Here is a 23,288-nt window from a genome sequence, read left to right on the forward strand (position 1 = left end):
GCATTCTCTGGCAGTTATTGCGGCGTACCGCTGCCGCTGCACGCCTCCAGAACCCCAAATTTTCGAGTTTCTCGGTTCACGCATTCAAAAGTGAACTCTAAGGTCACATTTAACCCCGAGCTCCCCGTTCCAGAAGGAAGATTCAATAACTCTCACTCTTTCACAAACCCTAAAAACTAAAGAAATCCCCCATCGCGCCGATCATCATCCGTGTGTATTATTTCCTGTAGCTTTTACAACAACTAACCTTAACTCAAATACTTAAGCTCCAGAGCGAAAGGCATCATGAGCACACCGATCAAACGGCTAGAAATCATTAAAAATGCCATTGAGCTGGAAGATGACGACATCATCCGGAGCCAGCTGAAACGTCTCAAAGAGGAAGCCTTTGACGATGAACTCCTGTCCATCGTCGCGGCGCTTGAGCAGAAAAATTATACCGCAGCCCTTCGCGCTATCACCGCCTGGCTGCAAAGCCAGCGCGCCGTTACCCCATGGCGTGACCCACAGCTGGCGGCCAGCAAGCTGGAGCTGAAAGCCCTGGAAGAGCGTCTGCGCGATCTGATTGATCGCCGTAACGCCCGGGTACAGCAGCTAGATGAGTTCAACGATCTTTATTTCTCCCGCCTCGGGCCGTTGATGCAGCAGATCCTCGCCCTGCGTAAAACGCTGGCGGAGCTTAACCTGCGTCGTCAGCAGGCGGAGACGCGTCGTCGGGAAGAGGATTACCGCCGCTGCCAGGACTATATGGCGCAGGCCGTAGAGGTTCTGACAACGCTCACCCGGCGCTGGCGAGATCTGCCTGCGGATTCCGTTCAGGCGGCAGAGGCGCGCAAACATCTTCAGCAGCAAAGCAATCTGATTGCCAACCTGCTGGCCGAAGCAATGGAGCTGGAGACCGGTTTAACGCGTGAAGAAGAGCCGGCACGTCAGGCGCGCGATGAGGCCAACGAAGAGTACAAGAAGTATCGCGAACAGCATCATGATGCCGAAGTTCGCCTGCGTAAAGGCAAGGATCTCTCTGAAGAGGATCGGAACGAGCTGAAGCGGCTCTGGCGTCAGGCGAGCAAGCTATGCCACCCGGATCTGGTTGCCGATGATTTAAAAGAGGAAGCCAACAGGATGATGGTGCAACTCAACCAGGCCAAACAGCGCGGCGACGTGAAGGCCATTCGCTCGCTGGTCGCCCGTCTGCAACAAGGATTCGAACCAATGATGGCGAGCGACAGGCTGAACGACCTTGAACGTATTCGTAAAAAGATGGCGCAGGTGCGTGAGCAAATCGACACCCTGGTGAACGAGCTGGCAGAGCTGGAGAAGGAAGAGTCCTGGCTGCTCGTCTCGTCGCTCAGCAATATGGAAGCCTACTTTGCCCAGCAGGAGAAAGCGCTGAAAGAGGTATGCGCCTCGCTCGAACATCAGGTGAGCGAAGCGCAGCTGGATCCCGCTGCCTGATTATTTGGCGTGCCAGTACGCGCTGGCACGCACCAGCTGCGGGTCAATTGCGTCGCTTTCAAACTGACGGCTCAGGCGTTTCACCACCTTCCCCTCCCCGGTCAGCCAGATAAAGTAATCCTCTTCCGGCACGGCCAGCGCGGCAAGATGGTCGGCCATCGCCTGCTCGTTGTGGCCGATAACCCAGGTGATGTTGAACCCGCTCAGGTGTGCCAGATAGTCCTGATACGCCGCATCGCCCACGGTGACGATGGCGTGGATCGCCGGGCGAACAGGCAGTTTTGCGATGCCTTCTAAACGGCGGCGCAGCGCGGGCATCCCCGACTCGTCGCACACGTACAGCTGCCAGGCGTAATCTTCCGGCACCACCAGCGAACCGCGCGGCCCGCCGATGGTCAGCTTGTCGCCCACCTTAGCCTCTACCGCCCAGTTGCTGGCAATGCCGCCATCATGAACGAAGAAATCGAGCGCCAGCTCATGTTTTTCGTCATCGTACAGCGGGGTATAGTCACGTGCCTGCGGACGCGTGCCGTCGCCCCAGTCGATGCCTTCATCGGTCACCACAGGCGGCACGAAAGTGGTGCCCGGTGCCGGGAAAAAGACTTTGGTATGGTCGTCAAAGCCGCGAGAGCTAAAGCCCTCCAGCGCCTCGCCGCCTAGCACAATGCGCTGAAATCCTGCGCTGACTCGCTCAGTGCGCAGCACGTTCAGCTCACGAAAACGCAGGTCATTGCGGACACGTTGAGGGTAACGGGTAGATGCCATGTTGATGCCCTTCTCAGGTGAATACGATATATCGGAATGAATTTTTAATGATAATGATTGCTATTAACTAAGAAATCAAGATTTTTTAGATTACATCTGAATATATCTTAGATATAGTTTAGATATATCAAATTGAGGGAAAAACATGCGACACGAACACGACGGCGGCGGACGCCGGCCACGATTTTTTGGTCATGGCGATTTGCGGCTGGTGATCCTGGATATCCTGACCCGCAACGCGAGCCATGGTTACGAGCTGATTAAAGAGATCGAAAACCTGACGCAGGGACATTACACGCCAAGCCCTGGCGTGATCTATCCGACGCTGGATTACTTGCAGGATCAGGCGCTTATCACCATTACCGAAGAAGAGAACGGCCGTAAGCGGATTGCGATTAACGCCGCCGGAGAACAGTGGCTGGAAAATAACCGGGAACAGCTGGAGCAGATCCAGACGCGTATCAAGGCGCGCTCCGTCGGTTTCCAGCTGCGCAAAAACCCGCAGATGAAGCGGGCGCTGGATAACTTCAAAGCGGTACTGGATCTGAAGGTTAATCAGGGAGAGCTCAGCGACGCGCAGTTGAAACAGATTATCGGCGTGATTGACCGCGCGGCGCTGGAGATCTCCCAGCTGGATTAAGCCAGCACGCCGTCGCTCACGCGGAAAACGCGGACCAGCTCTTTCAGGTGCATGGCCTGTTCGTTAAGGGATGCCGCCGCCGCAACGGACTCCTCCACCAGCGCGGAGTTCTGCTGGGTGGTGGCGTCTATCAGGCCAATCGCGCTGTTGATCTGCGAGATGCCTTCCGTCTGTTCGTGGCTGGCCTGGCGAATCTCACGCAGGATTACGTCCATCTCCTCTACGTTGCCGACCATGCCGTTGATAAGCCCGCTGGCCTTCTCCACAAGGTTCATGCCGTCCTGCGTCTGGCTTGTGGAGCTTTCAATCAGCTGGCGGATCTCACTCGCAGATGTTGCACTTTTCTGCGCGAGCTGGCGTACCTCGCCCGCCACCACCGCAAAGCCACGACCATGCTCACCCGCGCGCGCCGCTTCGACCGCCGCATTCAGCGCCAGAATATTAGTCTGGAAGGCAATGGCGTCGATCAGGTCGATAATGTCGGACATCCTGTTCGATGTTTCGTTAATCAGTCGCATCTTGCTGGTGACCTGCTTCATCATCTCGCCGTTGTTTTTGACCACAGCAGCCGCATCGGCAGACAGGTTCGTCGCTTCTCCGGTGTGGGACGCGGTGTTCTTCACCGTAGCGGTGATCTGCTCCATCGACGCAGCTGTTTGTTCAACGGAACTGGCCTGCTCCTCCGTGCGGGCAGCCAGATCCTGGTTGCCCGCGACAATTTGCGCGGCGGCGCTGGAGATGTTTTCCGATCCGGTTTGCACCTGCTGCACAATCTCCAGCAGGCGCGTTTTCATCTCCATCAGTGCGGTGAGTAGCAGTCCGGTTTCATCTTTACCGTGCGAGGTAATGCTGCCGGTGAGATCGCCATCGGCAATGGCCTCCGCAAAATTCACCGCGTCGTTCAGCGGTCGGGTAATGGATCGCACAATGAACCAGCCAGTCAGGCTGGCTGCCGCGACGCTGAAAAGCGTAATCAGGACCAGCAGGAGACGATTGGTGCGGAAATCGCCTTCCACCTGCTCGCCCGCACTCTGCATTTCATGGTCCTGGATCGCAATCAGCGCCTGCACTTTCGCTTTGTAGGACTGTTGCAGATTCAGGGTGTTGGTCATCATTTCGTTTATCGCGCCCGCACGGTCGTTATTCTGCACGGCCTGCAAAATGCGGTAGCGCGAGTCAAGATATTGCTGGCGTACGCCGTGGATATCGGCCAGCACCTGTTGGGATTTTTTATCCTTGAGAGCGTTGTCCAGCTCGCTCAGGATTGCGGAGATGCGCTCGCTGATCGCCTTCAGACGCTGCTCTGATTGCGCCGTGTACGTCCCCTGTTCGTCCAGCAGCATGAGCTGCTGCGTGCTTATAAATTCCTGGAAGTTGTCGATTAACTGGTTCGCTTTTACCGTCGTTGGATAGTCGCTGGTAAGGATGGTTTGCATTCCATTGTTTGCCCGATTCAGGCTCATCAGAGACAAGCTTGCGCTGACGACCATCAGGACAATAAATAATCCAAACGCCAGAAATAATTTCGTGCCGATCTTTACGTCATGTATGAACATATTTACCCCATCGATGTGATTATTTCTCAGACGATCGCTGTTATCGACAGGAAACACGCTAACTTTATGACTTTGATCGTTTTTTTATTTTTCACTCTCAATGAATCTGGATCGTAACAATTAAAAACCGGGCGCTTTTTTTAGTTACTTAATATTTCATTAACAACATAACTTATTCTGAAAAACAAAAAAGCCGTTTACCCAGGAGGAATAAACGGCTTTATCGAAGCATGCATTTCTTAATGCAGCACGGTAACCGCATCTTCAAGGCGTCCGGCCCGGTGCTTAACCATCGCGGAAATCTGCGCGCTCTCTTCGACCAGGTCAGCATTTTTCTGCGTAATGCTGTCCAGCTCTGCCACGGCACGGGTCAGCTCTGTCAGGCCTGTCGCCTGCTCTGAGGTGGCGTGACTGATCTGCGCGATGAGCTGCGTGACGTTTTTCACCTGCTCGACAATATCATCCATAGTACGTCCCGCGGCGTGGACCTGCTCGGCGCCCGACTGCACTTTGCTGGCGCTGGCGTCGATCAGCTTGCGAATATCGTTAGCCGCGTTCGCGCTGCGGCTGGCAAGATGACGCACTTCGCCCGCCACCACCGCAAAGCCTTTCCCCTGCTCGCCCGCGCGTGCCGCCTCAACCGCAGCGTTCAGCGCCAGAATATTGGTCTGGAAGGCGATGTCATTGATAAGCGAGGTAATAGAGCCAATGCGCTGGGTACTGTCGGCAATGTCATCCATGGTTTTCACCACGGTCTGCATCACGGTGCCCCCCTGCGTGGCCGCGCTGCTGGCAGCCATCGACAGCTTGTCGACTTCGGCTGCGGTCTCAGAGTTACTCTGCACCGACGCCGCCATCTGATTCATTGTTGCCACGGTCTGCTGCACGTTAGCCACGGTCTGGCGCGTGCGGTCGTTGAGATCTTCATTGCCCTGCGCCAGCCTGTCGCTACCGTCGCGCACGCTCACCACCTGGCTGGAGACGTCGTTGATCAGCCAGCGGCACATCAGCCCCAGCTGTCCGACGGCCCGCAGCGTCAGCCCCAGTTCATCGCTGCGGTTAAGATGCTGCACGCTGTTACGCTCTCCGGTAGCGACCCTGAGCGCCTGCCGTGCGACGTTTTCCACCGGGCGGACAATCTGTTGCTCAAACACCAGGGTGCCAAGCAGCATCACCACGGCTGCCGCCGCCAGCGAAGCCCAGCCCGCGGCACTGGCAACCAGCGTTGCGGCCATCACCGCGAAAAGTACCGCCATTACGCTACGCACGCGCCAGCGCAGCGGCATCGCCGGTAATTTGCCGAGCCAGCCTTTGCGCACCACCAGCCCTTTATGAATGCGTTTTTTGCAGCGTCCTTCGTTGAGCGCCTTATAAAGCGGCTCCACCGCGGCGACCTCGTCCTGCGTGGCGCGGGTACGAATGGACATATAGCCCGTCATCTGGCCGTTACGCACCATTGGTACCGCATTGGCACGTACCCAATAGTGATCGCCATTTTTACGTCGGTTTTTGACAATCCCGCTCCAGGGTTCGCCCTTTTGCAGCGTGTACCACATGTCGGCAAAAGCCGCTTTCGGCATATCCGGATGACGCACAATGTTGTGCGGTTGCCCGAGCAGCTCCTGGAGCGTAAAGCCGCTCACTTGCACAAAGGTGTCGTTAGTGTGGGTCATGTAGCTGTGGAGGTCGGTGGTCGACATAAGCGTGGTGTCATCGTCCAGCGGATATTCATTCTGGGTGACATAGTCAGGAGAGGACATAGTGAGCATCCCTTGCAGGTTATTTGAATGTTAATTTTGTGGCTTATGTTTTTTCGGCGATAAAAAATTTATCTTTAGTTGTTAAATATGATTGAGATCGCAAATCTCGGTTAAACCGCACTTTTCGTGCGTTTTTCTAATTAATTGATTTAAAATACTTTCGGCATGAAACTACCTACAAAGCATGATACCCCGGTGCACACTTAAGGCGCATTCCCTGCCCTGGAGCAGTGCAATTGACGACACCCCATCCCCGGCTCGTTATCCCTTATCCCGTGCGGCGCGCGATGGCATGATTAAATATTGTGCAACTTTGATTTCACCTGGCGTTTATCCCGATTTTTGTTAAGGCATCTGAGGTGGCGTAATCCCTGCAATACTTAACTCAGTATCATGTGATACGCGATCCCCGGGAGCATATTTTGAACAGGTTACCTTCCAGCGCCTCGGCTCTTGCCTGTACCGCGCACGCACTGAATCTCATTGAGAAGCGAACGCTTGATCATGAGGAGATGAAACAACTTAACCGTGAGGTCATTGATTACTTTAAGGAGCATGTGAATCCAGGTTTTCTGGAGTATCGCAAATCTGTTACCGCCGGCGGGGATTACGGAGCCGTAGAGTGGCAAGCGGGCAGTCTGAATACGCTTGTCGACACCCAGGGACAGGAGTTTATCGATTGCCTGGGGGGTTTTGGTATTTTCAACGTGGGGCACCGTAATCCAGTTGTGGTTTCCGCCGTACAGAATCAACTTGCGAAACAACCTCTCCATAGCCAGGAACTGCTCGATCCGCTTCGCGCCATGCTCGCGAAAACGCTGGCAGCCTTAACGCCCGGTAAGCTGAAATACAGCTTCTTCAGCAACAGCGGCACCGAATCGGTCGAAGCGGCGATTAAACTCGCCAAAGCGTACCAGTCGCCGCGCGGGAAATTTACCTTTATCGCCACCAGCGGCGCGTTCCACGGGAAATCCCTGGGCGCACTGTCGGCGACCGCTAAATCAACCTTCCGCAAACCGTTTATGCCGCTGCTGCCGGGCTTCCGCCACGTGCCATTTGGCGACATCAACGCCATGCGCACCGTGCTGAGTGAATGCCGTAAAACCGGCGACGACGTGGCGGCGGTGATCCTGGAGCCGATTCAGGGTGAAGGCGGCGTGATCCTCCCGCCGCAGGGCTATCTGCCCGCCGTGCGTCAACTGTGCGATGAGTTCGGCGCGCTGCTGATCTTCGACGAAGTGCAGACCGGGATGGGGCGCACCGGCAAGATGTTCGCCTGCGAGCACGAGAACGTTCAGCCTGACATTCTGTGCCTGGCGAAAGCGCTCGGTGGCGGCGTGATGCCGATTGGCGCAACGGTCGCCACTGAGGAGGTCTTCTCGGTGCTGTTCGATAACCCGTTCTTACATACCACCACCTTTGGCGGTAACCCGCTGGCCTGTGCGGCGGCGCTGGCCGTCATCAACGTGCTGCTGGAGCAAAACCTGCCCGCGCAAGCGGAGCAGAAAGGCGACATGCTGCTGGACGGCTTCCGTCAGTTGGGCCGGGAATATCCGGATCTGGTACAGGATGCGCGCGGGAAAGGGATGCTGATGGCGATTGAGTTCGTTGATAACGAAACCGGTTATAGCTTCGCAAGCGAGATGTTCCGCCAGCGGGTACTGGTGGCGGGAACGCTTAACAACTCGAAAACCATCCGCATTGAGCCACCGTTGACGCTTACCATTGAGCAGTGTGAGCAGGTGCTGAAGGCGGCGCGTAAAGCGCTGGCGGCATTACGTATTGCCGTAACATCCGCCTGAACATTTATTTTTCCTGCCCTTTTAGCAGTATCAGGGCGATATGCAAAGAAATCCCTGGGATACGCCAGGGATTTCTTTATGCAGTCAGACTGAGGAATAATGTGCATAAGTGCAAACACGGTTCATCATATAAATTTAAAATATTTCTTTATGTAATATCAGATTGTAAAAGCAGCCGGATAATAACACCACCGCATTACCAACGCATGTCCGAATAATGACAGCCGTAACGTCTTGCATTATTAACAAAACCACGATGACATTCATCGCAGACATTAATAAAACCGACCAGCGAATAGAAATGCGGTTCTGACGGCGTGCAATATCATTCAAACAAATAAATTATGAGTTAATTTTATATTTAGTAAAACTAATAAAACATCAACCCATTATCACATTGATATAATATTATTTAATCCGTAGAATCCCCTCATTCATCAGCGCAGTGGCGGATGATATAAAACCAGTAACAACGCCCTGGGTAAAAATAATATATTAATCTAAAAACATATCCTATACCACTGCCTCGAAAAAAGATTCACATGACATTGTGAATATATTATTTCAATTGACAGCATGATGTTTATCTAAAAAGGATTTGTATGAAAAAGCAAGTTATAGCAATGGCTGTTGCCGGCGCGCTGGCTGGTGGCATGGCAATTAATGCGCAGGCCGATACCGTTACCGTTTCCGGCGGGACCGTCAACTTTGTCGGCCAGGTGGTAAACGCCGCCTGTTCCGTCGCGGCTGACTCCGTAGACCAGACAGTTACCCTGAGCCAGGTGCGTACCGTCAAGCTGACAACGGTCGGCATGCAGGCCAACCAGAAAGAAGATTTTAAAATCGTTCTGGAAGATTGCGACGCCACCGTTAGCCAGAATGCCGCCGTGATCTTTAACGGCCAGCAGGACCCTGCTGTAGAAGGCAGCCTGGCGAACACCGCTGGCGCAGGCTCGGCCAAAAACGTTGCGCTGCAACTGTTCGGGCCGGACGGCCAGGCGCTTAACATTGGCGATACCTCCTCCAACGTTAAGCTGATCAACGGCGAAAACATCATCCCGCTGAGCGTGGATTACGTGGCCACAGGCGCGGCCGAGCCGGGCAACGTCTCCTCCGTCGCAACGTTCCAGATGGTTTATTCCTGATTCGTTAGCCGATCTCGCTTCTTCGCCTGCGGGCGGAGAAGCGTTGTCCGGCAAGCGTTAGAGAGTTCGCAATGCAGCAATCCATAAATCGGGCGCTGCTGATAGCCGGCACTGCGCTTTTTGCCGTATTGCCAGCCGCGGCAAAGGACGATGGAAGCGTGACCTTTCAGGGTCAGGTCGTCAATGCGGCCTGTTCCGTCAGCATGGATTCCCAGGATCAAATCGTGCATATGGGACAGGTACGCAATAGCCAGTTCATCGCCGCCGGTGACTGGGCCAAACCGGTACCCTTCTTCATCACGCTGGAAGCATGCGACACCAGCGTAAGCCAGCGCGCCGGGGTGCTGTTTAGCGGCGAGTCTGACGGCAACGATCCCCAGGTTTTTCGCGCGGGCTATGGGCCTGGCGCCGCCACCGGGATTGGTATCGGTCTATTCGATGCGATGGGGAACCTGGTAAAGCCAGACACCGCGCCCCCCTGGTACAGACCTTTGCAGGACGGTGAAAACCGGCTGAGCTATATCGCCAGGTATCGCGCCACCGAAGATAGCGTCAACGCTGGTACCGCGAACGCGCAGGTCTGGTTCATCGTTTTTTACCAATAACTGACTCACAGGCAAGAAGCCTGACACATGAGAAACTGAGGGAACAATGCGTATCATTACATCACGCTGTAAACTGACTCGTCTGATAGCTGGCGCGCTAACGGCTCTGTTCGCGATGGGGATGGCCGGTTCTGCCAGCGCAGGCGGTATCGCGCTCGGGGGAACCCGGGTGATTTATCCCCAGGGTGATAAGCAGGCTTCATTAGCCATTATTAACTCTTCAACGAATACCACTTTTTTAATTCAGAGCTGGGTGTCCAACGCCGAAGGGGCAAAATCAGCGGATTTTGTCATTACGCCGCCGCTGTTCGTTATCCATCCTAAAAAAGAGAATACCCTGCGTATTATGTACGTGGGCCCCGATCTGCCTGTCGATCGTGAAAGCGTTTTTTATCTGAACAGCAAAGCCATTCCTTCCGTCGAGAAAAATAAGCTTTCCGGTAATACGCTACAAATTGCCACCCAGAGCGTTATTAAACTTTTTATCCGGCCGAAAAAATTGCCGTCGCTCTCTATTGATGCGCCCAAAACATTAACCTGCTCAGTCACCAATGGAAAAGTCACTATTACCAATCCATCGCCTTATTACGTTTCGTTGGTTCAGTTTTTCGTCGGCAACACGCAACTGGCAAATAACATGGTAGCACCCAAAAATAACCTGGTGGTGGAGATCCCCGGTGGCGGCACTGGCAGCGTGAGGTTTCAGACCGTTAATGACTTTGGTGCCAACACGCCCGTTCAGTCATGCGCGAAATAAGTCGTATACGGCGTTACGTATGACGTTTTGTCATTAAAAGCCTCGCAGGTAAGGGAAGACATGAAGCGTGTTCAGCCACGAAGATTTAACGCGCTCGTCAGAGCGTCGCTAACGCCGCTGGCGTTGACGATTGCGGGACTCCTTTCGTCCATCACCGTGCGCGCGGAGTATTTTTTTAACCCGGCATTTTTGTCGAGCGATCCTTCCGCCGTGGCGGATCTCTCCCGTTTTTCAACAAATGGCCAGGCGCCGGGCGTCTATCGCGTGGATCTCTGGCTGAATGGAACATTTGTCACCACCCGCGATATCAACTTTCTCGCCAGAACCGTAACGGACGGAGCCGTACAGGGCGACGACACGGGGCTAATGGCCTGCCTGACGCCCAAAGCGTATGAAAACCTGGGCGTCAACGTTCAGGCATTCCCGGCGCTGGCCGCCGCGAAAGCCGACAGCTGCGTGGACATTGCCGCCATTATTCCGGCCGCTGCCACTCTCTTTAATTTCGAACAGCAGCGTCTGGAAATCAGCATTCCGCAGGCCGCATTACGCAACAACGCGCGCGGCTATATCCCGCCAGAGCAGTGGGATGAAGGTATTAACGCTCTGCTGCTGAACTATAACTTTAGCGGCTCATACAGCCGCGATCGCAGCGAAAACGGCACAACCCACAAAAGCTATTTCCTCGGCCTGAACAGCGGGGTGAATCTTGGTGCGTGGCGTCTGCGGGACTACTCGACGTGGAACTACTATAACAGCGACGAGAACCGCCATAGCGAATGGGAACATATCAACACCTATCTTGAGCGGACGGTGATTCCGCTAAAGGGCAGACTGACGGTGGGCGATAGCTATACCTCGTCGGAAATTTTCGACAGCCTTCCCTTTCGCGGCGCGCAGATCGCCTCGGACGACAACATGCTGCCAGACAGCATGAAAGGCTTTGCGCCCACCATTCGCGGGATTGCCAAAAGCAACGCGCAGGTCACCATCAAGCAGAACGGCTATAGTCTTTACCAGAGCTACGTTCCGCCCGGCGCCTTCGCCATTAACGATCTCTTCCCAACCTCCTCCAGCGGCGACCTCACGGTGGAAGTGAAGGAGACGGACGGCAGTATCTCCCGCTATTCCGTTCCTTACTCCGCCGTACCGCTCCTCCAGCGCGAAGGGCGGGTGAAGTATGCCCTGACGGCGGCACAGTACCGCAGCAATAACGGTCAGCAGGACGAGGTGAATTTTGCCCAGGGCACGCTGATTTGGGGGCTACCGCAGGGCGTAACCGTCTATGGCGGCTCACAGCTTTCCGGCGATTATTACGCGCTGGCTCTTGGCGCTGGCCTCAATATGGGCAACTTTGGCGCCGTCTCTTTCGACGTTACCCACGCGCGCAGTACGCTGGCCGACGACACCAGCCATACGGGGCAGTCTCTTCGTTTCCTGTATGCCAAATCCCTCAACAAGATGGGTACGAACTTCCAGCTGCTGGGCTACCGCTACTCCACGTCCGGGTTCTATAACCTGGATGAGACAACCTACACACATATGCAGGGCTATACGGGCGATGCGGAGCAGGATGACGCGAATGAGGCCACTAACTGGCTGGACTACTACAACCTCAACTGGACTAAACGCGGCAAGCTTCAATTCAATATTTCGCAGCAGCTAGGCGGGCTCGGCTCGCTGTTCGTGACCGGAAGCCAGCAGAGCTACTGGCACACGGACGACAAAAACACGCTCGTCCAGGTGGGATACAGCGGTACCTGGGCCGGGATCTCATACAGCCTGACCTACAACTACAACAAATCGCCGGGCATGTCGGATAGCGATGAGATTTATGCGATTAACCTTTCCTTCCCGCTTAGCCAGTGGCTTTCACCTGCCAATGACGTCAGTCAGAAGCGGAACTACGCCTATGCCACCTACGGCATGAGCGCCAATAAACATGGAGAAACATCTCAGAACGCGGGGATTAACGGCACGCTGCTGGCGGAGAACAACCTTAACTACAACGTGCAGGAAGGTTATGCCAGCCAGGGGGCTGGCTCGCAAGGTTCCGCCAGTCTGGAATACGATGCCGCCTACGGCAACGCCAGCCTGGGCTACAACTACAGCGATAACGGCGATTATCGGGAAGTGACCTACGGCCTGAGCGGAGGCGTGGTAGCCCACCGCAACGGCATCACCTTAAGCCAGCCACTGGGTGATACCAACGTGCTGATTGCCGTACCGGGCGCAGCGGACGTCAGCGTCGAGAATGAACCCGGTATCCATACCGACGGACGCGGCTATGCGGTGGTGCCTTACGCCTCGGCCTACCATCTGAACAGGATGGCGCTGGACATTAACTCCCTCTCAGACGCCATGGATATCGATGATGCCGTCACCAGCGTGGTGCCGACCCACGGCGCCATCGTGCGCGCCACGTTTAACGCCCGTCTGGGCGCACGCGCGCTGGTAACGCTGCGCTACCACGGCAAGCCGGTGCCGTTTGGCGCCATGGTTTCCCGCGACGATAACGGCAGCGACACCATCGTAGGCGAAGAAGGCGAAACCTACCTCTCCGGCCTGAGCCAAAAGGGAGTGTTGAAGGCGCAATGGGGAGAAGGGGCGGATAAGCGCTGTACGGCCAACTACCACTTACCTGAAAGCAAACAGCCGCTGCTGCGGATCACCATGGAGTGTTCATAAATGAAATTAAGGATGATGCTTCTCTCTGCCGCTGGGCTACTTTTTTCGCTGAGCAGCCTGGCCGCAACGTGCAAAAACGCTAACGGCGGAATTTCCATGGTGAATTACGATCTGACCACCACGCTCACCACGGATCAAAACATCAAGGGCAACGGTACAGAGCTGAACCGAACCCAGGATATCCACGTCAACGCCACCTGTCCCCCAGGCAACTGGGAGAAGCGCACCTATCGTACCTATATCTCACCTTTCCCCGTGGTCAAAACGGAAGGCGAGTGGAAATATTTACAGCTTGATCCGGATTATATTATCGGTGCGATGAAAATCCATGATGCCACCATCGGCGATTTTTATCCGCCGGTGGAGTATGTCCACATGGGGGGGCACGAAGAGGTGGATACGGGCGGCGTCTTCCCGGTGAACGACAGCAATCTGACCTTCAAAATACAGATTGTCAGGCCGTTCATCGGCTCGGTCGTGATCCCGCCGAAACTGATGTTTAACGTCTATGTCACCACGACGGAAAATGACCGGCCCACCGTAATCGTATATCAGATCACCTACAGCGGCGTAATAACCGTCCCGCAAAACTGCGTGATTAACGCCGGGCAAACCGTCACCGTCGATTTTGGGGCACTCTACCACGGCGATTTCACCCAGGCCGGACAGCGACCCGACAGCGTAGCGCCAAAAACCTTTACCGTGCCGATCGAATGCAACGCTGATGTCAACTCACCGGCGCAGCTCACCCTACGGGTACAGGGGACGGCAGACGCTCGTTTCGCCAACGCGCTGGCGACGGATAACCCGGACGTGGCCGTCGTCGTGACCAGCCCGCAGGGCGAGATCCTGCGGCCAAACGTGTTCTCAAGCAGCGTCCCCTTTACCACGGATATGTCAGGACGCGCGGACGTGACGCTGCAAGCCTACCCCATCAGCACCACCGGACAGTCGCCAGAGCTGGGCGTCTTCAGGGCGCTGGCGCTGTTACGCATTGATTTCGCCTGAGGAAGCGTAATGACCATTTCATGGAAAAACACCGTATGGCTGAGCGTGGCCCTGTTAAACCCGCCGCTGGTGAAGGCTGACGACACAAGCTTTAACGTGCAGTTTATCGGCACCATCGTTGGGGAATCCTGTAACGTCGATACTAACAGCGCAGAGCAAACGATCGACCTGGGTGAATTTACGACAGAGGAATTTCCGCGCGTGGGCGCCACGACACCGGAAAAGCAGTTTGCCATCACGCTCAAAAACTGCACCCGCGCAATCGGCGGCACGACCGTCTGGTTTACCGGCGACGCGGACGCCAACGATCCCAAGCTGCTTGCCTTATCAGATACGGGAAAAGGGACGCAGCACATGATGGCGACCGGACTGGCAGTCGAGCTGCTCGACAGCGCGCGGGCGTCTGTCCCGATCAATAATACCGAGTCGCCGCTATATCCCCTGCTGCCGGGCGATAACACGCTGACCTTCTTCCTGCGCTATAAATCTACGCTGCCGACGGTCACCACCGGCAACGCCACCGCCGTGATGTATTTCGATCTGCTTTACCAGTAAGGAGACAGAATGACGATCCTGAACAGGTTATTTATCTGTTGCGCGCTGCTGTTGTCAGGCAAGACGCTCGCCCATGACGGCACGGTCTATATTACCGGCGTGGTGAAAGGCAAAACCTGTATTGTCTCCCCCGACTCGGAACAGCTGGTAGTGGAGATGCATGATGTGGCGGCCCGCCAGCTGGCCGGGCAAAAAAACGAAACGCCCTATGAGCCGTTCACTATTAACCTTGAAGCCTGCGGCGCCGGGTTATCCGCCATCAGCACCCATTTTGAAGGCACGCCGGACGGTAACAATAGCGATCTGCTGGCCCTGACCGGCGGGCCGGACTATGCAACCGGCGTGGCTATCGGCCTCTATAATCCTGATAAATCGCTGATCGCCATGGGGGATGAAAGCCTGCCGTTCGCGCTAAGCAATGACCAGACCACCCTGGCGCTGCATTTTTACGCCCGCTACCTCGCCGTGACGAACGCCGTTACGCCGGGGGTGGCTAACGCTGCCGCCACCTTTGTGCTGACCTATGCGTGAGGCCAGCCTGCTGAAAAAAGCGGGGATAGCCCTGCTGACCGCCGCGTCTTTCTGGCTCTTGCCTGCTCAGGCCGGGGTGGTGATTGGCGGCACGCGGTTTGTTTATCCTCAGGATCAGCGCGCTATCAGCGTCACCGTGCGCAATAAGTCCTCACTGCCGTATCTGATTGGCACAAAAATTTATCGCGGCGGCCGATGGCCGGGGGCGCAGCAGCCCCCCGAAGCGGCCACCGCGTGGTTTACCGCGACGCCGCCACTTTTTGCACTCCAGCCCGGACGTGAGAATAAGATCCGTCTGTTTCGCGCCGATGCGCCGCTTCCTGCCGATCGCGAAACGCTTTTCACGCTAAGCATTGCCTCCATTCCGGCCAGCCAGCGTCACAGCGATAACGTTCAGATGGCGGTACGTTCCAGCATGAAGTTTATCTATCGCCCGGAGGGGCTTCAGGGCGAACCGGCGCTGGCCTATCGTCAGCTACGCTGGCAGCTGACCGCCGACGGGCTGACGGTTGAAAACCCGTCGCCTTATTACGTCACGCTGTATCAGCTTTCCGTAAACGGAACGCGGGTGGATAACGCCGGCGTTGTCGCCCCTCTGAGCCAGCGACAAACGGACTGGTGTAAAGGGACTGCCAGGTGCCAGCTCACCTGGCAGTCGCTGAGCGACGAGGGGCGGATATTGCCCTCGATCGCCCGCACGGTGAAATAATTGCTCGCGGGGGTATCCTGGCAGCGGACCGACACTAGCGGTGAAACTCCGCTACCGTCATGGTAAAGCGCAGCACTTTTTCTCCCTCATTGGCATAGCCGTGCGCGGCTTCCGTTTTCGCCACCGCCGACGCGCCAGCATTAACCTGTACCACCGTCTCGTCCACCGTCAGGGTTAACATGCCTTCGTTCACGTGCAGCAGCTCAAAGGTTCCCGCCGGATGCCCCGAAGAGGTAAAGCGCTCTCCCGGCTGCATCTCCCACTGCCACAGCTCAATCATGTCCGGTCCTGCGGTGCCTGCCAGCAATCTGGCATAACCGCCCTGTGCGCCCTGCCACAGAACCGGGATCGCCTCTTCCTGAATAATGTGTATCTGCGGCTCGCTGGAGACGTTAACGATGTCTGCCACCGAGACGCCAAGCGCGGCGGCCAGTTTGCACAGAATGGCAATGCTGGGGTTGGCAGCCCCTTTTTCGATCTCCACCAGCATGCCTTTGCTGACGCTGGCGCGGCGGGAAAGCTCGTCCAGCGACAGCTTTTTCTCTTTCCGCCAGCTGCGGATACGGTTCGCCACGGCCAGGCTTACCTGGGCAACATCGGCGCCCGCATCGGTCATTATATTGACTTTATCAGTCATTGGTCACTACCATGGTATAAAACAGTCAATACAGGATTATTTATGTCTCTTCTAACACCGTCAATAGATTCGCGACTTGTCGGGATCGCGCCCGGCTTTCGGGCGCTGAGCATTCTGGTTGAAGCTGCCCCGATTACCCAACCGGAAGTTGCGCCCGCTGCGCTGGCGCAGGCCTGCCAGCAGATGCTCAATGATGATGTGCCCTGGGCAGAAAATCATCTCGCCGCCTGGGATGAGGTGTTTAAAGCCTTTGGTGCAAAACCCAAACGTACGCCCTGCTCGGCCTCGGCCCTGCGCAAGCGCGTGATGAGAGACGGTTCGCTGCCGCCGCTCGACCCGGTGGTGGATATCTATAATGCCATCAGTATCCGCTACGCTATTCCGGTAGGGGGAGAAAATCTGGCGGCTTACTCGGGAGCGCCGCGCCTGACGCTGGCCGACGGCAGCGAGCCGTTTGATACCTTTAAAGAAGGTGAGCCGGTTGTAGAAAATCCGGAGCCAGGCGAAGTTATCTGGCGTGACGATCTCGGCGTCACCTGCCGCCGCTGGAACTGGCGACAGGGGGTACGCACGCGTCTGGACAGTCAGGCGCAGTCCATGTGGTTTATTCTCGAAAGCCTGCCGTCGATGCCGCTGGCGGCATTACAGGAAGCTGGCGATGAGCTGGTGAGCAATCTGCAAAAGCTGATGCCGGGCGCGACGGCGCGTATTCAGTTGCTGGAGCTGGCGTGAACAACGCCGGGTGGCGCTTCGCTTACCCGGCCTACAAATACTGCATATGTAGGCCCGGTAAGCGCAGCGCCACCGGGCAAACACCGCACCATCCCCCGTAGGCCCGGTAAGCGCAGCGCCACCGGGCAAAGCCGCTACTCCGGCAACAACCCCACAAAACAGCGTTTTTTGCGCGGCTCTGACATCAGCTCTTCAAGCTTATCCACGCACGCCAGATAGTGTGGCGTTTGCTTATGCGCCAGCACCGCCGCTTCGTCCTTATAGGCTTCGTAGATAAAGAAGCGGGTTTTCACCCGCGGGTCCTGCAAGACATCAAAGCGCAGGTTTCCCGGCTCCTTGATGGCCCCCTCGTGGTTGGCGCGAAATACCTCCAGAAACTCGTCTACCCGCTCGGGTTTAATATTAATCACCACCAGCGTCACGTTCATTTTGCTTCTCCCTGTTTCTCTTCCTGCCAGAACTGGAACGCATCGCGTGCATTCCAGTTCTCGTGAACCACTTTTTTTACCGCCTTCAGCATGGCGAGCGGCGCGCTGGACTGGAAGATGTTGCGCCCCATGTCCACGCCGGATGCGCCCTGGTCAATCGCCCGCCAGCACATCTCCAGCGCCTCGTGCTCCGGCAGCTTTTTGCCCCCGGCGATAACAATCGGCACCGGGCAGCTGGCGGTCACTTTTTCAAAGCCCTCGTCCACGTAGTAGGTTTTGACGAACTGCGCTCCCATTTCGGCGGCGATGCGGCTGGCAAGCGAGAAATAGCGCGCGTCACGCGCCATCTCTTTCCCCACGCCCGTCACCGCCAGCGTCGGCATGCCGTAGCGCGCCCCCGCATCCACCAGCTTGATGATGTTGTTGATCGACTGATGCTCAAACGGGCTTCCGATATACACCTGCGCCGCCACCGCGCAGACGTTCAGGCGCAGCGCGTCCTCCATCGCCACCGCCACGCACTCGTTGGACAGCTCGCCCAGAATCGAGTTACCGCCGGAGGCGCGCAGCACCACCGGTTTGTTCGTGGCGGCTGGCACCTGGCTCCTGAGGATGCCGCGGGTGCACATCAGCACGTCGGTTTCACCAAACAGCGGCGCGATGGAGAGGTCGATACGCTCAAGACCGGTGGTCGGCCCCTGAAAGTAGCCGTGGTCAAAGGCCAGCATCACCGTGCGGTTGCTCTGCGGATTAAAGATGTGCGAAAGCCTCGACTGCATGCCCCAGTCCAGCGAGCCGCAGCCCTTCAGGGTGTACGTCACATTCTGCTGCGGCGTACCGATGCCAAAATCCTTGCCGTCTTTGATGTCGTCTAAATCAGCCATTTGCTCCCCCGTCAGAAATCGTATTTGTTGATGTTCTCTTTGGTGAACACCACCCGCTCCGGCAGCAGCACGATGCCGTTGCCCTTCGCCTCATACTGGTAGCCCTGCACGCTGTTCGGCTCGACCTTCAGCGTTCCGATATCTTTCACGTCGACGCTGTCGCCAGGGTTAAGATCGCCCTTTTTCAGTAAACGAACGGCGACATTGACCGCAATTTTGCCCTGTTGCACCACGTCCCACAGGCCGAAGGCTTTCACCGTGCCGCGCTCAACATATGGACGCATCACGTTCGGCGTGCTGAAGCCGACAATCGCCACCCCTTCCCGTTTCAGGTTTTCTGCCGCCTGCGCGGCAGCAGGAAGCGCGTTGGCGTCCGGGGCGATAATCGCATCCAGATCCGGATAGGCTTTTAAGATCCCCTCGGCGGTTTGCAGAGATTTGGTGGCGTCGTTATAGCCAAACTGAGTTGTCACAATCTGCCACTGAGGATGATCTTTCTCGATTTTGGCCTTCGCCTCTTTCACCCACTGGTTCTGGTCGGTAACGGTCGGGCTGGAGTAGAAGAACGCCACTTTCGCGTTCGGTTTGGTGACCTGCTTGCCCGCCATGTCCACCAGCAGGCCGCCGAGCTGTTCCGGCGTGCCCTGGTTGATATAGATGCTGCGGCACTCCGGTTTGGTGTCGGAGTCCCAGGTCAGGACCTTCACGCCGCGCTGCATCGCGCGCTTCAGCGCCGGGCAGAGACCGTCCGGCGACACGGCGGAGACGATGATGGCGTTATAGCCCTGGTTAACGAAGTTATTGATCAGTTGCACCTGGCCGGAGACGCTCGGCTCGGTCGGGCCGTCGTAGGTCACGTCCACGCCAAGATCTTTCCCCGCCTCTTTCGCGCCGTTGCCGCCGCTGGTGAAGAAGCCCACGCCCACCAGCTTCGGGATAAAGGCAATGCGGTCCGCCGCCTGCGCCGAAGCGAAGCTGAGGGCCATTGCCAGGACGAGCAGTTTTGTTTTCATCTTACGCTCCGGATAGTTTTCTGAAGAGAGAACGCACCCATTCGCGGTGCAGACTCAGCGAACGCCCCATCACCACCACAACCAGCAGCGCCCCTGACAGCGCGCTCGACACCTGGTTGGGGATGCCGACCATCTGTAAACCCTGTTGCAGGTACCCCACCAGCAACGCCGCCAGCGCCGTACCGACAACCGAACCTGACCCGCCGTAGATATTTGCCCCGCCGAGTACGGCGGCGGTGAGCGCGGGCATGAGTAAATCGCGCCCCAGATCCGAGCGCGCGGAACCGAAATAGGAAACCATCACCAGCGCGGCAACCGCCGAGGCTACCCCCACCAGGCCGTACAGCGCGTACGGCATGCCGTTCACCGACAGCGCCGCATAGCGCGCCGCACGCGGATTCTGGCCGATTAAAAACAGATGCCGACCAAAGCGCCCGCGGTGGGTAATCAGCCAGAAGAAAGCGGTAATCACCGCGAACAGCACCAGCGGGATCGGCAGGCCCACCACCGTGAGGTTAGCGAAGGTGGTAAAGCTGTCCGGGAAGCCGCCGATCCCCTCGTAGCCCGTCGCCCCCGCCATGCCGGAGAGCAGCAGCGCCCCGCCGCCGTAGAGGTAGAGCGTGCCGAGGGTAATGACCAACGGGCTGATGCCGGTGTAGTGGATCAGCGCCGCATTCACCAGCCCGCACAGCAGGCCGAGCAGCAGCGTCAGAGGGATGGCAACCGCCATCGGCCACCCTGCCTGCATCATCACCCCCAGCGCGATGGCGCACAGGCCGATGGTTGAGCCGAGGGAAATATCGATCCCGCCGCTGATAATCACAAGCGTAAGCGGCAGCGCCACGATGCCAATGCAGATAAAGTCGCTGGTGCTGAACAGCAGCATGTTGATATCAAGCATGCGCGGGTTGATGGCGCCGAAGAGCAGGATCTCCAGCACCAGTAAAATCAGCAGCGCGCTTTCCCAGTTAAGCCTCATTTACGCCACCTCTTTTTTGCGTTTCGGAAACGGGGTAACGTGCTTTCCCCCTTTGTTACCCGGCTGGAAACGGCTGTATTTCAGCGCCCGCTGATGCCGTGAGAGCGCCTGACGCAGCCGCCCGTCGAGCACCAGCACACCCAGCAGCACCAGCCCGGCGATAAAGTCGTTCCACCACGCCGGGAGCCTGAACAGCACCAGCACGGTATCGATTTGGGTGAGGAAGAACGCGCCGAGGAAGGCGCCGACCAGCGTGCCGGTGCCGCCCAGCAGCGAGATGCCACCGAGCACGCAGGCGGCGATGGCCTTCATCTCCAGCCCGCTGCCGGTCTGGTTCGGCACGAAGCCAATCTGTGAGGCAAACACAATCCCGGCGCAGGCCGCCAGCATGCCGTTGAGGGTAAAGGCGATCATGCGGGTGCGGTTCACCGCCACGCCCAGCTGGCGCGCGGCGGCGAGGTTATCCCCCACGGCGTAAAAATCACGTCCAAAGGCGGTGCGCGACAGCGTCCACGCGCCGATGGCCGCGATAATCAACACCAGCATGCCGAGCGGCGAAATGCCGACGGCGGCGGGCTCAGAGAGGGATTTCAGCCCCGGCGGCAGCCCTTCAATCCACTTCCCGCCGGTCCACAGCAGCATTGCCCCGCGATACAGCCCCAGCGTGCCGAGGGTGGCGACAATCGCCGGAATGCGCAGGCCCACCACCAGAAAACCGTTGAACGCCCCGGCCAGCGCGCCGATCGACAGCGCGAAGAGAATAGAAACGGGCAGGCTGTAGCCGCCGTTGAGCGCCACGCCGACGGCAATGGCGGACAGCCCGACCGTGGAGCCGACGGAGACGTCAATATTGCGGGTCAGCATCACCAGCGCCGCGCCGATGGCCAGCAGGATCAGGATCTGCGAGCTGGCGAAGATCATCCCCAGCGTCTGTAAGCTCAGGTAGGACGGATTGAGCGCCACCAGCACGGCGAACAGCGCCAGAATGGCGAGAAACGCGCTCAGCTCGCGGTTTTTCAGTAAGATCTTCATGATTGCCCTCCAAACGCCAGCGCCATCATCCGGTCGAGGCTGACGGCCTGGCGCGGCAGCTCGCCGCTGAGTACGCCCTGATGCATTACCAGCACCCGATCCGCGAGGCCGGGAAACTCATCGAGATCGCTTGAGATCATCAGCACCGCCACGTTCTGCGCCGCCACGCTTTTCAGCAGCTGATAGATATCGGCGCGCGCCGATACGTCCACGCCGCGCGTCGGTTCATCGACGATCAGCAGCAGCGGATTGGCCTCAAGACAGCGCGCCAGCAGCACCTTCTGCTGATTACCACCGGAGAGCGTGCGCACGGTTTGATCCGCATGGTTGAGCTTGATCCCCAGCGCCCGGTGATAGCGTTCCACTACCGCAGACTCCCGCTTTCGCTGCTGCCAGAGCGACGGCTCGTTCAGCGCCACGGTGTTCCAGCGGATCGGCGCGTCGAGAAACAGGCCGGACACCTGCCTGTCTTCCGGCAGATAGACCAGCCCTTTTTGCAGGCGTGAACTGACCGGATCGGCGGTGATCTCCTGGCTCTCCAGCCACACCCGCCCGCCGCGAACCGGACGCAGGCCGTAGAGCGTTTCGGCAAACTCGGTGCGCCCGGACCCCACCAGCCCGGCCAGACCGACAATCTCCCCGGCGTAAATCTCAAGGCTGAGATCGATAAAGCCCTCCCCGGTGAGCGCTTCCACGCGCAGCACGGGAAAATCCTGCGCCTGGGTGCGGCGGTTGCCCGGCAGCGCCAGCCACAGCTTTTGCGTATCGCTCAGGGATGTCTCCCGGCTTACCGGCGTCATGGCGGCGATCAGGGCGTTATCGTCAAAATGCGCAGTTTCGCCGCTGAGCACCACCGCGCCGTCGCGCATCACTGAGACGTGACTCGCCAGCTGTCGAATCTCCGGCAGCTTATGCGAGATAAAAACAATCCCGACGCCAAGATCCTGCAAGGCGCGGATCTGGCGAAACAGCCGTTCGGTTTCACCGGGCGTCAGCGAGGCCGTGGGTTCATCAAGGATCAGAATTCTGGCGTTGCGCATCAGCCCGCGCAGGATCTCCACCATCTGCTGGTCCGCCACCTCGAGGGTGCTGGCGGTAGCGTCGAGGTTAAGCTGGCATTGCAGCTGCCGGAGTTTTTCCGCCAGGCGTTTTTCCCGATCGCGCTCTCGCGGCAGACGAAACAGGATGTTTTCCCGCACCGTCAGGTTGGGAAATAGCAGCGGCTCCTGCGGCACCAGATAAATGCCTAACCTGTGCGCCTGCGCCGGGGTAAGCCGTGCAAAAGACTCACCCGCCACCGAAAGTTCACCGCTATCCGGGGTTTCTACCCCGGCGATGATCTTCATCAGCGTCGATTTTCCCGCGCCGTTACCGCCCATCAGCGCATGCACCTGCCCCGCAAGCAGCGTGAAATCAATGCCTTTTAAGACCGGTACGCCTGAAAACTGCTTGCTGATATCACGCGCGTCGAGAAGTGGTGTCATCATCGCTCCGCTATTGAACAAATGATTTTTAGATTTAATAATGTTCAAAAGCGTAGACGGTGAACTATATTTACAACCGTGCAGGGATCACAGTTTTATCGATTGAGATTCAGATAAAGCGGAAAC

Annotated in this window: 22 protein-coding genes; 12 read left to right on the forward strand and 10 right to left on the reverse strand. The window is 57.3% G+C overall.

The window, feature by feature from the left end:
- Nucleotides 1–285: 285 nt before the first annotated feature.
- Nucleotides 286–1,455 carry a molecular chaperone DnaJ gene (locus tag O1721_RS00415; protein ID WP_015571915.1) on the forward strand — a complete coding sequence of 390 codons (1,170 nt, stop codon included), beginning with the start codon at nt 286–288 and terminating at the stop codon, nt 1,453–1,455.
- Here O1721_RS00415 and O1721_RS00420 read toward each other — a convergent pair whose 3' ends face one another.
- Nucleotides 1,456–2,220: a siderophore-interacting protein gene (locus tag O1721_RS00420; RefSeq protein ID WP_017692642.1), complete on the reverse strand. Its 765-nt coding sequence runs from the start codon at nt 2,218–2,220 to the stop codon at nt 1,456–1,458.
- Nucleotides 2,221–2,365: 145 nt separating this feature from the next.
- Between O1721_RS00420 and O1721_RS00425 the strand changes: the two genes are divergently transcribed.
- Nucleotides 2,366–2,860 carry a PadR family transcriptional regulator gene (locus O1721_RS00425; protein WP_017692641.1) on the forward strand — a complete coding sequence of 165 codons (495 nt, stop codon included), beginning with the start codon at nt 2,366–2,368 and terminating at the stop codon, nt 2,858–2,860.
- On the opposite strand, the gene O1721_RS00430 is transcribed toward O1721_RS00425, so the two are convergent.
- Nucleotides 2,857–4,416 carry a methyl-accepting chemotaxis protein gene (locus O1721_RS00430; protein WP_017382402.1) on the reverse strand — a complete coding sequence of 520 codons (1,560 nt, stop codon included), beginning with the start codon at nt 4,414–4,416 and terminating at the stop codon, nt 2,857–2,859. The genes O1721_RS00425 and O1721_RS00430 overlap by 4 nt on opposite strands.
- 239 nt (nt 4,417–4,655) lie before the next feature.
- Nucleotides 4,656–6,176: a methyl-accepting chemotaxis protein gene (locus O1721_RS00435; RefSeq protein ID WP_032649597.1), complete on the reverse strand. Its 1,521-nt coding sequence runs from the start codon at nt 6,174–6,176 to the stop codon at nt 4,656–4,658.
- Nucleotides 6,177–6,598: 422 nt separating this feature from the next.
- On the opposite strand from O1721_RS00435, the gene ygjG reads away from it, so the two are divergent.
- The 9 genes from ygjG (at nt 6,599) to O1721_RS00480 (ending at nt 15,973) form a co-directional block, all read left to right on the forward strand.
- Nucleotides 6,599–7,978 carry a putrescine aminotransferase gene (ygjG, locus tag O1721_RS00440; protein WP_032649599.1) on the forward strand — a complete coding sequence of 460 codons (1,380 nt, stop codon included), beginning with the start codon at nt 6,599–6,601 and terminating at the stop codon, nt 7,976–7,978.
- 602 nt (nt 7,979–8,580) lie between these two features.
- Complete coding sequence (locus O1721_RS00445) at nt 8,581–9,123, forward strand: fimbrial protein BcfA (RefSeq protein ID WP_017382405.1); 543 nt, start codon at nt 8,581–8,583, stop codon at nt 9,121–9,123.
- Between the two features lie 71 nt (nt 9,124–9,194).
- Nucleotides 9,195–9,728, forward strand: coding sequence for a fimbrial protein (locus O1721_RS00450; protein ID WP_017382406.1), 534 nt, complete (start codon nt 9,195–9,197; stop codon nt 9,726–9,728).
- Between the two features lie 46 nt (nt 9,729–9,774).
- Nucleotides 9,775–10,485 carry a fimbria/pilus periplasmic chaperone gene (locus O1721_RS00455; RefSeq protein ID WP_017382407.1) on the forward strand — a complete coding sequence of 237 codons (711 nt, stop codon included), beginning with the start codon at nt 9,775–9,777 and terminating at the stop codon, nt 10,483–10,485.
- Between the two features lie 60 nt (nt 10,486–10,545).
- On the forward strand, nt 10,546–13,170 hold the full coding sequence (locus tag O1721_RS00460; RefSeq protein ID WP_032649602.1) for a fimbrial biogenesis usher protein: 2,625 nt from the start codon (nt 10,546–10,548) through the stop codon (nt 13,168–13,170).
- On the forward strand, nt 13,171–14,178 hold the full coding sequence (locus tag O1721_RS00465; RefSeq protein ID WP_023295472.1) for a fimbrial protein: 1,008 nt from the start codon (nt 13,171–13,173) through the stop codon (nt 14,176–14,178). It begins immediately after the preceding gene.
- A 9-nt stretch (nt 14,179–14,187) separates the two neighbouring features.
- The gene (locus tag O1721_RS00470; protein ID WP_032649605.1) at nt 14,188–14,733 is read left to right on the forward strand and encodes a fimbrial protein; all 546 of its coding nucleotides are present in this window, start codon (nt 14,188–14,190) and stop codon (nt 14,731–14,733) included.
- Nucleotides 14,734–14,742: 9 nt separating this feature from the next.
- Nucleotides 14,743–15,264 carry a fimbrial protein gene (locus O1721_RS00475; RefSeq protein ID WP_032649607.1) on the forward strand — a complete coding sequence of 174 codons (522 nt, stop codon included), beginning with the start codon at nt 14,743–14,745 and terminating at the stop codon, nt 15,262–15,264.
- A complete protein-coding gene (locus tag O1721_RS00480) occupies nt 15,257–15,973 on the forward strand; it encodes a fimbria/pilus periplasmic chaperone (protein WP_023295473.1) in 717 nt (238 codons plus the stop codon). Before O1721_RS00475 ends, O1721_RS00480 begins: the two co-directional genes overlap by 8 nt.
- Before the next feature lie 34 nt (nt 15,974–16,007).
- Here the strand turns inward: O1721_RS00480 and O1721_RS00485 are convergent, their stop codons facing one another.
- A complete protein-coding gene (locus O1721_RS00485; RefSeq protein ID WP_032649609.1) occupies nt 16,008–16,610 on the reverse strand; it encodes a helix-turn-helix domain-containing protein in 603 nt (200 codons plus the stop codon).
- Nucleotides 16,611–16,652: 42 nt separating this feature from the next.
- Between O1721_RS00485 and O1721_RS00490 the strand changes: the two genes are divergently transcribed.
- Complete coding sequence (locus O1721_RS00490) at nt 16,653–17,342, forward strand: B3/B4 domain-containing protein (protein WP_032649612.1); 690 nt, start codon at nt 16,653–16,655, stop codon at nt 17,340–17,342.
- A 134-nt stretch (nt 17,343–17,476) separates the two neighbouring features.
- Here the strand turns inward: O1721_RS00490 and lsrG are convergent, their stop codons facing one another.
- From lsrG to lsrA, 6 genes are read right to left on the reverse strand one after another with little or no spacing between them, the layout of a single operon-like run.
- Complete coding sequence (lsrG, locus tag O1721_RS00495) at nt 17,477–17,770, reverse strand: (4S)-4-hydroxy-5-phosphonooxypentane-2,3-dione isomerase (protein ID WP_032649614.1); 294 nt, start codon at nt 17,768–17,770, stop codon at nt 17,477–17,479.
- Nucleotides 17,767–18,654, reverse strand: a complete 888-nt coding sequence (lsrF, locus tag O1721_RS00500; RefSeq protein ID WP_045324827.1) for a 3-hydroxy-5-phosphonooxypentane-2,4-dione thiolase — start codon at nt 18,652–18,654, stop codon at nt 17,767–17,769. The genes lsrG and lsrF overlap by 4 nt, the downstream gene beginning before the upstream one ends.
- 11 nt (nt 18,655–18,665) lie before the next feature.
- The gene (gene lsrB, locus O1721_RS00505) at nt 18,666–19,667 is read right to left on the reverse strand and encodes an autoinducer 2 ABC transporter substrate-binding protein LsrB (RefSeq protein WP_032649618.1); all 1,002 of its coding nucleotides are present in this window, start codon (nt 19,665–19,667) and stop codon (nt 18,666–18,668) included.
- A 1-nt stretch (nt 19,668) separates the two neighbouring features.
- Nucleotides 19,669–20,646, reverse strand: a complete 978-nt coding sequence (lsrD, locus tag O1721_RS00510; protein WP_032103364.1) for an autoinducer 2 ABC transporter permease LsrD — start codon at nt 20,644–20,646, stop codon at nt 19,669–19,671.
- Nucleotides 20,647–21,678 carry an autoinducer 2 ABC transporter permease LsrC gene (gene lsrC, locus O1721_RS00515; RefSeq protein WP_017694296.1) on the reverse strand — a complete coding sequence of 344 codons (1,032 nt, stop codon included), beginning with the start codon at nt 21,676–21,678 and terminating at the stop codon, nt 20,647–20,649.
- The gene (lsrA, locus tag O1721_RS00520) at nt 21,675–23,162 is read right to left on the reverse strand and encodes an autoinducer 2 ABC transporter ATP-binding protein LsrA (protein ID WP_017694295.1); all 1,488 of its coding nucleotides are present in this window, start codon (nt 23,160–23,162) and stop codon (nt 21,675–21,677) included. Before lsrA ends, lsrC begins: the two co-directional genes overlap by 4 nt.
- Between the last annotated feature and the right edge of the window lie 126 nt (nt 23,163–23,288).

Source organism: Enterobacter cloacae complex sp. HYC033_NIDB, from assembly GCF_056673335.1.